Here is a 12,706-nt window from a genome sequence, read left to right as displayed (position 1 = left end):
GCAGACAAAATAGCGCATCAGCATTACTATAATCTTTTATTCAGCCACTGATTATTTGCCGGGAACGCATATGGAATATCATGTAGAAATAAACTGGCCGGATTTTATTCAACGCTACTGGCAAAAACGCCCGGTAGTGCTGAAACGCGGAATTAAAAATTTCGTCGATCCCATCAGCCCTGACGAACTGGCCGGGCTGGCAATGGAAAATGAAGTGGACAGCCGACTGGTTAGCCATCTTGATGGCAAATGGCAGGTCGAACACGGGCCGTTCCAGAGCTATGACCATCTGGGCGAAAACAACTGGTCGCTGCTGGTGCAGGCGGTAAACCACTGGCATCAGCCTGCCGCCGCGCTGATGCGTCCGTTCCACGCTCTGCCCGACTGGCGTACCGACGATCTGATGATCTCATTCTCGGTGCCAGGTGGCGGCGTAGGCCCACACCTCGACCAGTACGATGTGTTTATTATTCAGGGCACTGGGCGTCGTCGCTGGCGCGTAGGTGAAAAAACGCCGCTCAAACAACACTGCCCACACCCGGATTTGCTCCAGGTTGATCCATTCGAGGCGATTATCGATGAAGAGCTGGAGCCGGGCGATATTCTCTATATTCCACCAGGATTCCCGCATGAAGGCTATTCGCTGGAAAATTCGCTGAACTATTCGGTAGGTTTTCGCGCGCCAAGCGCCCGCGAATTGATCAGTGGTTTTGCCGATTACGTTTTACAGCATGAATTAGGCAGCCAGCGTTACAGCGATCCGGATGTGCCGCAGCGTATGCATCCAGCAGATATTCTGCCGGAAGAGGTGGATAAACTGCGAGAGATGATGCTGAACTTGATCAACCAGCCCGCACAGTTCAACGACTGGCTGGGCGAGTTTATCTCTCAGTCGCGCCATGAGCTGGATGTCGCACCGCCGGAACCGCCGTATCAGCCGGATGAAATCTATGATGCGCTGCAACAGGGCGACAAGCTGGTGCGTCTGGGTGGCCTGCGCGTATTACGTATTGGCGAAGACGTCTTCGTTAACGGTGAGAAAGTAGATACGCCGCACCGCCCGGCGCTGAACGCGCTGGCAAGTGACGTCGTGTTAACCGGAGAGAACTTTGGCGATGCGCTGGAAGACCCATCATTCCTCGCTATGCTCGCCGCGCTGGTTAACAGCGGTTACTGGTTCTTCGAGGATTAATAAACGCCGGAGGCGGTTGCGTCTTATCCGGCATTGAAAACCCGTCAAAGTTCCGCTATTTCACTGACCCGGGGGCATAGCGCCACCGGGTATTTGCTGGGGGTTTACAGCCCTTTGGCGGTCAACCCGGCGATACGGACAATCACCCGCACCGCCTTTTCCATTCCTTCCAGCGTCACAAATTCATGCTTGCCGTGGTAGTTATAGCCGCCGGTAAACAGGTTCGGGCACGGCAATCCCATAAAGGAGAGCTGCGCGCCGTCGGTGCCGCCGCGAATCGGTTTCAAGTCCGGTTCGATATCGCAGTCGCGCATCGCCTGTTGGGCGACTTCCAGGATATGCGGGAATTCTACGACCTTATCGCGCATGTTGTAGTAGCTGTCTTCAATCGTCAGTTCGATATAGCAATCAGGATGCAGCCCTTTTCCCACTTTTTTGGCGATTTCCATCATTTTACGTTTACGTGCTTCGAAGGCCTTACGATCAAAATCACGGATGATGTAATGCATATCGGCGCGTTCAACCGTGCCTTTGATGCTGGTCAGATGATAGAAACCCTCATAGCCTTCTGTCTGTTCCGGGCTCTCTTCTTCCGGCACCAGCGCATGGATCTTACTGGCGAGCGTCAGAGCGTTGACCATCACCCCTTTCGCCGTGCCCGGATGCACGTTGTTGCCGACAATTTTGATATCTACCGATGCGGCGTTGAAGTTCTCATACTCCAGCTCGCCTACGCCGCCGCCATCGACGGTATATGCCCATTTCGCGCCAAAAGCTTCAACGTCAAAATGTTTCGCCCCTTTACCGACTTCCTCGTCCGGGGTGAACGCCACGCAGATATCGCCGTGCGGAATATTTTTCTTTTTCAGCACTGCCAGCGCAGTCATGATTTCCGCGATGCCCGCTTTATCATCCGCGCCGAGCAACGTTTTCCCGTCAGTGGTAATCAGCGTCTGCCCCAACAACTGATGCAGCACCGGGAACATCACCGGTGAAAGAATTTCATCGCCAACGCCGAGCGCAATATCGCCGCCGCGATAGTTTTCAAGGATTTGTGGATTAACGTTTTTCCCGCTGCAATCCGGAGAAGTATCCACATGGGAAATAAAACCGATCGCCGGAACCGGCGTTTGCACGTTTGCAGGCAGCTTCGCCATTACCGTGCCTTTGTCGCTTAACGTCACATTTTCCAGCCCCATCTCTTCCAGTTGGGCCTGAAGTAAACGCAGGAGCTTCCACTGACCGTCCGTACTTGGCACCTGGCGGACGCCGGGCTTAGATTGAGTATCCAGAGAAACGTACTGTAAAAAACGCTCTAATAATTTATCCATGAAGCCCCCCAACAAAATGTCACAACATTATCAGTAAGCATGAAAAGATAAATATTGCGTCAAGTCACCTTTACCCCGTAAACGAGTGTATTTTCAAAATTGCTCTCACACCGGAAATGCCGTTGCCATAGAATGCCAGCCCTTAAATCGTGCGCAACCCTTAAGGTGGTTAACCACAAATTCCGCCTCCAATATGCCATTCGATGCACAAACACGGGACAGCGTAAATAGAGAAAAATCATCACGCAACCTGCTCGCAGCGGGCGCGTACTTCCTCGGCATGGTATGAAATGGCTCGGTGTATGTTGTTACCCGTCAGGCCGTTACATCGCTGGAAATGGCTCGCTTTACCCGGATGCGGAAACCCTTAGCAAGGGGGGAATGGCAAAATGATGTCGGCAGCGCCAGCGCTATTTATGAAGGGTATTACCAGAAGTTAAAAGCTGGACGCTAAGCCGCAAACCGCGGCCCGGAATGTGGGCCGCGTCGCGTTACCTGGGGAGCCGAACCGATAGGATCTGGCTCCTCGCGCAGTTAAAACTCGGCATCAATATCGACAACCGAAATCAACTTATGGTTGACGAACTCTTTAATCCCCAGCCCAGTTAATTCGCGACCATAACCGGAACGGCGAACCCCGCCAAACGGGAGATCGGCTTTAACACGCGTTGGGTGATTGATATACACCATGCCAGTAGAGATGCGACTGGCCAGTGCTTCACCGTGCGCGGTATCGCGGGTGAAGACAGAACCACCAAGGCCAAACGGCGAGTCATTGGCAATCCGCACCGCGTCGTCTTCGTTTTTGGCTCTGAAGATCATCGACACGGGGCCGAAGAACTCCATATGGTAAGCCGGATTGTCTGGCGTCACATTGGTCAGGATCGTCGGCTGTACAAATGCCCCGTGATTCGGGACTTTCGGTCCAACTTCCAGCGCCTGTGCGCCATGCGCAATGGCCAGGCTGATTTTCTCTTTAACTTCATCAGCGGCCTGTTGCGATGAGAGCGGTGCCAGCGTTGTGTTTTCATCCAGCGGATCGCCCGCCTGCAATGCGGCAACACCATTGATGTAATGGTCAACAAACTGGTCATACACCTCATCAACAACGATCATGCGTTTCGATGAGACGCAAACTTGCCCGCCATTCCAGTGGCGACCAAATACGCCCCACTTCGCCGCTTTTTCGATATCGGCATCGGCAAGCACGATAAACGCATCTGCCCCACCAAGTTCCAGCGTGGATTTTTTCAGCGCCTTCGCCGCTTGCTGAGCAACGGTTGCGCCCGCGCCCTCAGATCCGGTTAACGCCACGCCCTGTACCCGTGGGTCATTAAGTATCAGTTCGATATGGTGACGGGTTGCATAGAGATTAATAAATCCGCCATCCACCAGACCGGCCTCTTTCATCAAACGCTCAAACCGCGCGGCACTTTGCGGAACATTCGACGCATGTTTTAACAGGATGGTATTACCGGCGGAGAGTTGAGGAGCAATGATGCGGGCGATTTGATAGTACGGGAAATTCCACGGCTCGATCGCGAGCAGTACACCCAGCGGTTCATGCACTATTTTCGCTGTGGCTTCTTCCGGGTTTTCCACAGGAAGGACTTCCGGCACCAGAAGTTTTTCGGCATTATGTACGTAGTATTCAAAAATTTGCGCCGACAGCTCGACTTCCGCTCGCGCTTCTGAAATCAGCTTTCCCATTTCAAGCGTAAGCAACTGCGCAAGATCATCTTTTTGCTGGCGTAACAGGTTGGCTGCATTCTGCAAAATCGCGCCGCGCTGCGCAAATGAAACATTTTTCCACTCACTAAAAGCACGATGAGAGCGTTCTATCGCGTCGTTAACTTCAGCATCGGTGGCATCCGGGAACGTCTTAACGACTTCGCCGGTATACGGGTTTGTTGTTACATATGCCATGCTAAATCTCCTTTATGGGCCGGGGAGTCGCATGCGGCTTCCCGGTTTTAGCTCGGCCCTTTCTTATCTGGTGGTACTGCGCAGATCGAAATCCGGGCCGATCCGGTTGTTCGCCATGACAGGTGTATCACGGGTATCAACAGAGAGATATTAAGTTTGTAATACCAGCAGAGAAAGTCAGGAGATTTGTTGGCAATACTCAGAATATCTGAACATCATGCACGCCGGATGCGAGATGCAAAAAGTGACACTCGCTCCCCCATCACACATAACCTCAGCCGAAGACCTGGCCGGGCATTTTCGGCCGTCAGCGTCCAGCCATGGGCCACGGCAATTTCCTGGCAGATCGCCAGCCCCAGCCCGGCGCCGCTATCGCGTCGGTGTGCGCCGCGCCAGAAACGCGTAAACAATAAAGGCAGTTCGTCTCTGGCCACGCCCGGCCCTCGATCGCGAAGCGTGATGGTCTGCGTATTAATTTCTACCTGCACATCACTCCCCGTTGGCGCATGCTGGATCGCGTTTTCCATCAGGTTTTTCAATAGGGTAAACAATGCACCGCGATCGGCATTCCACACCACGGTGGCATTCCTGAAGGTAAGCGTCAGATTGACGCGCGTCTCCTCGGCAATGCGTTGCAAGAATCGCGCGCTATCGCGGGCGACATCCGCCACATCAACGGGCGCGAATTGGTAGCTGAGCGGCTCGCTGGCCTCCGCGAGAATCAGCAGTTGCTGAACCTGGCGGGAAAGATGTTCTACGCGTGCCAGCAGCAGTTCGCGAACCTCGGCACAGTCACTCATCAACTCCACTTCAGCGCGAATCAGCGTTAGCGGTGTCTTCAGTTCATGAGCGGCCTTCGCCAGAAAATCCTGCTGATTGCGAAACCCCGTCTCCAGCCGGGCCAGTGCCTGGTTAAAACTGTCGATCAGCGGAAAAATCTCCATAGGAACGCCCGCTGTTGGCAAACGGGCATGCAGCGAGCGTGGCGAGATAGTGGCGGCTCCGGCAGACGCCTGTCGCAGCGGTCGTAGCGACCAGGCCAGCGTCACCCAGGCGCACAAACCGAACACCACAAACAGCACCAGGCTAAACAACTCAATACCAAAACGAATAAACGGCAGAGCAAACCCATGGTGCAAAAAATCGACAATACGCGAACTGGCGCTGACCTGGATAAACCAGCGCTTCCCCTCTATTAAATAAAGATTGCTGATGCCGCGATAATCCATGCCCTGCAACTGAAACTTGAAGTTGCCCGCAACCGGCGCATTCAGTTGTGGTATCAGCGGCCAGCGCTGTGCACCCGGCGACATCAATGCCACTTTGCCGTCGGTATCCACAACCCGGTAAGCCAGTTCCTCTTTGAAACTGCTGTAGATCCACAGAGGATAATCAGTTCCTTCGCGAAAACCGATCGGCTGACCATGCGTATCAAATTGCAACTGGCGGGCTAAAGCCCTGGTGTAATCGGTCAGATGCATTCCCGGCAAACGCTCATTCACCACCATACCGAACAGGATCAACAGCGCTATGCTGAGCAGCACACCGGTGATAAAAGCCAGTAAAATCTTGAGCGACAGGCTGTTAAAGCGACTTATTTTCCCGAATGGCATAGCCCAGCCCCCTGATATTTACAATCTGCAAACGGGAGCCAATTGCCAGCAGTTTGCGGCGCAGGCGATACAAAACCACATCCAGAGCGTTCGGCGTGACGGCATCGCTCAGCCCCCACCCGGCCGCTTCCATACGGTTGCGGCGCACAATGCTGCCCTGCTTACGGATCAACGTCAGCATGATCTGCAGTTCCGCCGGGGCCAGCGGGATATTCTGCTGACCGCAGCACATCACCGCCGATTCCGGCAATAAAGTGATATCACCCCACATCGGCTTCATGGTCTGGCTTTCGGCGGGACGACGTAATAATGCCCGCACGCGGGCCACCAGTTCCTCCATGGCAAAGGGTTTGGCCAGATAATCATCGGCTCCGGCCTCCAGCCCTTCAACACGATCGTGCAACGCATCACGGGCGGTAAGGATTAGGCACGGCGTGACAACCTGCACCTGGCGCAGGCGTTGCAATAACTGCAAACCGTCACCATCCGGCAATCCCCGATCAAGCACCATCCCCTGGTAAGTCACCTGCTGTATGGCGTGCCAGGCGGCATCACCACGACCGACAATATCCGTGGCAATTCCGGCGGTGGCCAGCCCTTTGCTAATCAGGTGCGCCAGATGATCATGATCTTCTATTAACAGTATTCGACTCATCAGAAATAGTAGAGATAACTCGCAAAAAATCGGTTTTCGTTGCTCCTGTCCACCAGCGGGCTATCCTTAATCTCCGATGCCAACAGCGTCGTCTGCACATCCACCATCAACACCTGGTGGGTGCTGAACTGCCAGCGGCCATTAAGGCCAATTTCCGTGTTCAGCGCAGCATCACCCTGCCAGGCAGGTCGCCAGTCGCGGGCTTCATCGCTGCGAACACCATAGTAATAATTCACATAATTGCTGTCGTAACGGTTCGCCACGATACGCGGCGTCAGTGTCACATCGCCCCACTTCCAGCGATGCTCCGCGCCAAGACGCACGCGTTGTCCGTTGCTGTTACCGGAGATATCGTGCGACCAGTCGGTGAAAATATTCACCAGTGGGTTCTGCCACTCCACTTTGGCTCCAGCCCACATGCCGCTTTTGCGCTTGTCCATCCCTTGCAGAATGTCGGCATCGTCAGAGGTGTAGCCTGAGCCATCATAGCGGGCTATTAGACCAATATTTAGCTGTTGGGTTTCACTCCACTTCCATGCGGGTAATTTCACTTCGGCGGTAGTGCCTAAAAAACGAAAATAGCGGTTTTCGATATGCAGTACCGGCAACGGCGTATATTCACGGTCAATTCCGGTATAGGGTTTTTGCGTGCTGATAACACCAACGCCCAGTCCCCAGGTGGTGGCGTCATCGGCAAGGGCGGAAAATGAAAGGGACAGCAAACTGGCCGCAATAATGCGGTACGGCACAACAACCATAATGGTGCTCCTGTTGGCAATAGAAGCACTATCATCAGCGGTGATAACTTACGGGGAACTTACCGGAAAGCGCGTTGTAACTTATTTGACAGGGAGAGACAAAAGGCCCGGCAGGCAAAGCGCCTCCGGGCGACAGGGAAACGGCTTACTCCCGCTTGCGCGAGAGCGTGTCGCTAAAGCCCTTTCAGCAATTTTTCCACGAACTCTGGCACCACTTCGCTTGCCAGCCCGTAGTGCTTCTCTTCGAACTCGCTGCCTACCTGGCTCGGTTCAAGGTTCAGCTCTACGGTGTGCGCGCCCTGTAGTTTCGCTTCGTGGACAAAACCGGCAGCCGGGTAAACATGCCCGGACGTACCAATGGCGATAAATACATCGGCCATCGCCAACGCGCTGTAGATCTCATCCATACCTAGCGGCATCTCGCCGAACCACACGACATGCGGGCGTAGCGGCTCGGGGAACTGGCAGCAGTGGCATTTGTCTTCACGTGTGACATCGCCAACCCACTCCAGCACCTGCCCGCTCTGCGAGCAGCGCACTTTCAGTAGCTCGCCGTGCATATGGATAATGTTGTTGTTGCCGGCGCGTTCATGCAGGTTATCGATATTTTGTGTGATCAGCAGGAAACGATCACCCAGCGCCTGCTCCAGCTTCGCCAGCGCCAGGTGCGCGGCGTTCGGCACAATTTCCGGCAACTGCAACTGGCGACGACGATCGTTATAAAAAGTCTGCACTAACTGCGGGTTGCGGACAAAACCTTCCGGCGTTGCCACATCTTCCACATGATGCTCTTCCCACAGCCCATCGGCAGCGCGAAAAGTACGAATGCCGGATTCGGCAGAAATGCCTGCCCCAGTCAGGACGACGACTCTTGGTTTTTCCATCAGCTCCGGTACCACTCTGTCTCTGAAAAAAATTCGCTGGCGTAACCGTTCGCGCTGGTGGCGTTTGTTACGGCGAAAACGGCTGAGACGATGTAAACGACGCGATTGCATGGCATCCTCTCAGGATTTAATCAGTTAAGTGAAGGAAGGCCGCACCGCGCATGCCGCCCGCATCGCCGTGGCGAGCACGTTCAATACGCGGGACATCGCCTGCCGGCAACAGATGGGGTGCAATACGCTCCGGCAATAGCCGGGTCAGTGCGCTGAAGTTTGACAGACCACCACCGATCACCAGCAGATCGGGATCGACAATGGTCAGAATATTGCCCAGACACACCGCCAGCAAATCCACATAGCGCTCAACATGGGCCAGCGCTTTCGCCTCCCCCTGTTCCCAGTTCGAAATGATTTCCGGCGCTGACAACGAGTGATGATAGAAGTACTGGTACAGCCACGCAAAACCGCGCCCCGAGAGATAGTTCTCAATACAGCCGATTTTGCCGCAGCCGCAACGGGTTAACGGAAAGTCAAACCCCATCAACCCCAGCGCATCTACTGGCAGGCGGATATGGCCAAATTCGCCGGTAATAAAACGACGCCCGGTCACCGATTTCCCGTTCACCACCAGCCCGCCACCCACACCGGTGCCGAGGATCAACCCCATCACCAGCGGATAGCTGCGGAATTCATCATCCCAGGCTTCAGACAGGGTAAAGCAGTTGGCATCGTTATTGATACGCACATCCCGCGCAAGCAGAGCGCTGAGATCGGCGCGCAGCGACTGACCGCTGGCGGCAGGAAGGTTGGCAGCATACAGCGTGCCGTCGGCGGTCTCTGGCATGCCAGGAATACCGACGCCGACGCTGCCTTTGCTACCGAAGCGTTCATCCGCTTCGGCAACCAGCCCGGTGATGGCGCGCAAAAACGCGTCGTAACTGTCGTGGGGTGTGGCGACGCGCTTTTCCCACTGTAAGCGCCGCTCAGCGTCGAAGACGCCTAACGCGATTTTACTGCCGCCGATATCAAATCCGTAATTCATCGCCACTCCTTCGTTGTGGCCCTGTAAAAACGGCGGGATTACTGCCCGCTCAGCACTCTTGCCGGATCAATATTGCTCGCCCGACGCGCCGGATACCAGCTCGCCAGCAAACTCAGGACTAACGCAGTCAACAGCACGTACACCACATCCAGCGGGTGTAACTCTGACGGCAGGAAATCGATAAAGTAGATATCCCCCGACAGGAACTGATGACCAATTATCTTCTCAATCATGCTGATAATGGGTGTCAGTTGCAGCGCCACGATAACACCAATCACCACGCCGCAAAGGCTGCCCAACAGCCCGGCCAGCAACCCGTACCAGATAAATACGGCGCGGATCAGGCCATCTTTCGCCCCCAGCGTACGTAGCACGGCAATGTCGCCGCTTTTGTCTTTTACCGCCATCACCAGCGTTGAGACAATATTAAAACAGGCCACGCCAATCACCAGCACCATCGCCAGATACATAATGGCGCGGATCATCTGGATGTCACGGTACATATAACCGTACTTGCCGATCCAGCTTTTGATATAGACATAGTTATTCGTGACACTGCCCGCATCGCGCACCAGTTTATTGGCGTTAAACACGTCATTTACTTTGATATCGATACCGGTAATGCTGCTGCCCATCTCCAGATACTGCTGCGCATCTGCCATCGGGATCATCGCATAGCTGTGATCGAGCTGGCCGCTAAGCTGTAAAATTCCGGTCACATGCAAACGCACGCGTTTCGGTTGCAGCAGTTTGTGTGCGTCGTCCGAGTTGGGGATCATGATCGATACCCAGTCACCCTGCTTCACTTTTAGCGCATCGGCAACGCCTTTGCCGAGAATGATTTGCTGCTCACCGGCGCGGAAATTCTGCCAGGCATCGCCCTGCACAAATTTCGGTAGCGCGCTCAGTTGGCTCTCTTGAGCCGGATCGACACCTTTCACCTGAATGGCGCGCAAATTCGCGCCACTTTCTACCAGTCCGGTAAAATTAATATAGGGCGCAGCGGCAGCAATGCCGGGAACTTTTTTCACTTTTTCCAACGCCGTGTCCCAGTTGTTCCACGGCTGATTCACTGGCTCGATCTCGCCGTGCGGCACCACCGCCAGAATACGGTTGTTCAACTCGCGCTCGAAACCGTTCATCGCACTTAAACCGACGATCAACACCGCTACACCCAGTGCAATACCGACGGTGGAGATCACCGAAATCAGCGACACCATTCCGCCGCGACGGCGACCACGGCTAAAGCGCAGACCAATCAATAACGACAGAGGCAGCGCCATTAATCTGCCCCCATCAGCGTCACATCGGCGCTCAGGTGGCCGTCCCGCATCTCCAGTTGGCGATTCATACGCTTCGCCAGTTGCAGATCGTGCGTCACCACCAGAAAGGCGGTGCCCTGCGACTGATTCAGTTCCCCTAGCAGCGCAAAGATACTGTCGGCGTTGCGGGCATCAAGGTTACCGGTCGGTTCATCTGCCAGCACCAGACGCGGGTTGTTTACCAGCGCGCGGGCGATAGCGACACGCTGGCGTTCACCGCCGGAAAGCTCAGAAGGACGGTGACTGGCGCGGTGCTCCAGCCCAACAGCGCGCAGCATTTCCCGCGCACGGGTATCGATTTCCGCCGGTTTCTTTTTCCCAATCAGAAGCGGCATAGCGACGTTTTCCAGCGCGGTAAAATCGGGCAGCAGGTGGTGAAACTGGTAGATAAAGCCGAGTTCGCGATTGCGCAACTCAGCTTTCGCCGCCGACGAGAGTTTGCTCATCGGCCGTTCGCGGAAAATCACATCGCCGGAGGTCGGCGTATCCAGCCCGCCCAGCAGGTGCAGCAGCGTGCTCTTCCCGGAACCGGAACTACCCACGATCGCCATCAACTCCCCTTCGCCCATGCTAAAGCTGACATTGTGCAGCACGTCGGTTTGCACACTGCCTTCCTGATAGCGTTTGCACAGGTTGTCGCATTGCAACAGGATCTTATTCATAACGTAAAGCCTCAGCGGGTTGAGTGGCGGCGGCGCGCCAGGAAGGATAAAGCGTTGAAAGCAGCGCGATGGCCATCGCCACCAGCGCAATACCCACCACCTGTAGCGGTTCAATCGCCACTGGCAGCGCCGCGCCATTGAGCAGCACGCCGATAATCGGCATCAGGTTATTAAGCTGGCTGGCGAGCAGAGCGCCAAGCACAGCACCAAGCAGCGCGCCGATGATCCCGGCGCTGGCTCCCTGCACCATAAAGACCGTCATAATCTGGCGCGGGGTCAGCCCCTGAGTTTGCAGAATTGCCACCTCGCCCTGTTTCTCCATCACCATCAGACCCAGAGAGGTGATGATATTAAACGCCGCAACAGCGACGATCAGACTCAGTAGCAGCCCCATCATGTTCTTTTCCATACGTACGGCCTGGAACAATTCACCTTTGCGATCGCGCCAGTCCTGCCATTTTGTGCCTTCCGGCAGCGTTTGTTGGCTCAGGACATCTACTTTCAGCGGCTCGTTAAGCCACAAGCGCCAGCCGGTAATGTTGCCCATCGGGTAACGCATTAACCGCGACGCATCGTCGATATTCACCAGCATTTGATATTCATCTACTTCACTGTTGGCAGCGAAAGTACCGATCACCGTGAACAGGCGTTGGCTTGGCAGACGCCCCATCGGGGTGAACTGACTGGCAGAGGGCACCATTACGCGGATCTGATCGCCGCGATTAACGCCTAATTGCCCGGCCAGTTGCTCGCCGAGAATGATGTTGTATTTGCCCGCTTGCAGGTCGCTCTGTTTAACGTTTACCAGATACGGCGTCAACGGATCCTGCTGCGCCGGATCGATCCCCAGTATCACGCCGACCGCCACACTACGCGCGCTTTGCAGTACGACATCGCCGGTAGTCAGCGGCGCAATACGCGTTACGCCCTGCAATTTCACGGCGCTAGCGGGAAGTTGTTGCGGATTGAGGGAGCCGTTTTGCGTAGTGAGCGTAGCCTGCGGCATTAACCCCAGGATGTTGTTTTGCAGTTCTCGTTCAAAACCATTCATCACTGATAACACGGTCACCAGCGCCATGACGCCGAGCGTGATGCCAATCGTTGATAGCCAAGAGACAAAGCGGCCAAAGCGGTCCGCTGCGCGTCCGCGCATATAGCGCAGACCTATGAAAAGAGTGACAGGCTGGTACATGAAATCCGTCTGATTGCTGATAGCAGAGTCAGGAGTATATAAGCGAAAGCACATAGCGTAAATGAGAGGAACAGTAAGAATTCGTCAGCGTGATATGAAAAAAAGCCGGGAAATCAACTTAATAATTCCATT

At 54.8% G+C, this 12,706-nt stretch carries 11 protein-coding genes and 1 pseudogene; 2 read left to right on the top strand and 10 right to left on the bottom strand.

The window, feature by feature from the left end:
* Positions 1 to 70 precede the first annotated feature (70 nt).
* Positions 71 to 1,192 (top strand): ribosomal protein uL16 3-hydroxylase, encoded by a 1,122-nt coding sequence (locus GA0061070_RS14815; protein WP_090136843.1) that lies wholly within the window; start codon positions 71 to 73, stop codon positions 1,190 to 1,192.
* Positions 1,193 to 1,296: 104 nt separating this feature from the next.
* Here the strand turns inward: GA0061070_RS14815 and pepT are convergent, their stop codons facing one another.
* The gene (gene pepT, locus GA0061070_RS14810; protein WP_090136842.1) at positions 1,297 to 2,523 is read right to left on the bottom strand and encodes a peptidase T; all 1,227 of its coding nucleotides are present in this window, start codon (positions 2,521 to 2,523) and stop codon (positions 1,297 to 1,299) included.
* A gap of 339 nt (positions 2,524 to 2,862) precedes the next feature.
* Between pepT and potD the strand changes: the two are divergent.
* Positions 2,863 to 2,977: pseudogene (potD, locus tag GA0061070_RS24800) on the top strand (spermidine/putrescine ABC transporter substrate-binding protein PotD); the annotation flags it as partial.
* Positions 2,978 to 3,057: 80 nt separating this feature from the next.
* On the opposite strand, the gene GA0061070_RS14805 reads toward potD, so the two are convergent.
* From GA0061070_RS14805 to lolC, 9 genes are all read right to left on the bottom strand, one after another.
* Entirely contained in the window at positions 3,058 to 4,449 is a 1,392-nt protein-coding gene (locus tag GA0061070_RS14805) for an NAD-dependent succinate-semialdehyde dehydrogenase (protein ID WP_090136841.1), read from the bottom strand.
* Positions 4,450 to 4,664: 215 nt separating this feature from the next.
* On the bottom strand, positions 4,665 to 6,062 hold the full coding sequence (locus GA0061070_RS14800; RefSeq protein ID WP_090136840.1) for a sensor histidine kinase: 1,398 nt from the start codon (positions 6,060 to 6,062) through the stop codon (positions 4,665 to 4,667).
* Positions 6,034 to 6,717 (bottom strand): response regulator transcription factor, encoded by a 684-nt coding sequence (locus GA0061070_RS14795; RefSeq protein ID WP_090136879.1) that lies wholly within the window; start codon positions 6,715 to 6,717, stop codon positions 6,034 to 6,036. Before GA0061070_RS14795 ends, GA0061070_RS14800 begins: the two co-directional genes overlap by 29 nt.
* Positions 6,717 to 7,475, bottom strand: a complete 759-nt coding sequence (locus GA0061070_RS14790; RefSeq protein ID WP_090136839.1) for a MipA/OmpV family protein — start codon at positions 7,473 to 7,475, stop codon at positions 6,717 to 6,719. Before GA0061070_RS14790 ends, GA0061070_RS14795 begins: the two co-directional genes overlap by 1 nt.
* Positions 7,476 to 7,648: 173 nt before the next feature.
* The gene (cobB, locus tag GA0061070_RS14785; RefSeq protein WP_090136838.1) at positions 7,649 to 8,470 is read right to left on the bottom strand and encodes a Sir2 family NAD+-dependent deacetylase; all 822 of its coding nucleotides are present in this window, start codon (positions 8,468 to 8,470) and stop codon (positions 7,649 to 7,651) included.
* A gap of 16 nt (positions 8,471 to 8,486) precedes the next feature.
* Positions 8,487 to 9,398: an N-acetylglucosamine kinase gene (gene nagK / locus GA0061070_RS14780; protein WP_090136837.1), complete on the bottom strand. Its 912-nt coding sequence runs from the start codon at positions 9,396 to 9,398 to the stop codon at positions 8,487 to 8,489.
* Positions 9,399 to 9,436: 38 nt separating this feature from the next.
* Positions 9,437 to 10,681, bottom strand: a complete 1,245-nt coding sequence (gene lolE, locus GA0061070_RS14775) for a lipoprotein-releasing ABC transporter permease subunit LolE (RefSeq protein WP_090136836.1) — start codon at positions 10,679 to 10,681, stop codon at positions 9,437 to 9,439.
* On the bottom strand, positions 10,681 to 11,382 hold the full coding sequence (lolD, locus tag GA0061070_RS14770) for a lipoprotein-releasing ABC transporter ATP-binding protein LolD (RefSeq protein WP_090136835.1): 702 nt from the start codon (positions 11,380 to 11,382) through the stop codon (positions 10,681 to 10,683). The genes lolE and lolD overlap by 1 nt, the downstream gene beginning before the upstream one ends.
* Complete coding sequence (gene lolC, locus GA0061070_RS14765) at positions 11,375 to 12,574, bottom strand: lipoprotein-releasing ABC transporter permease subunit LolC (RefSeq protein WP_090136834.1); 1,200 nt, start codon at positions 12,572 to 12,574, stop codon at positions 11,375 to 11,377. The genes lolD and lolC overlap by 8 nt, the downstream gene beginning before the upstream one ends.
* Positions 12,575 to 12,706: the final 132 nt, after the last annotated feature.

It is taken from the genome of Kosakonia oryziphila, from assembly GCF_900094795.1.
Taxonomy (GTDB): Bacteria; Pseudomonadota; Gammaproteobacteria; order Enterobacterales; family Enterobacteriaceae; genus Kosakonia; species Kosakonia oryziphila.
This window is presented reverse-complemented; position numbering and strand designations above follow the sequence as displayed.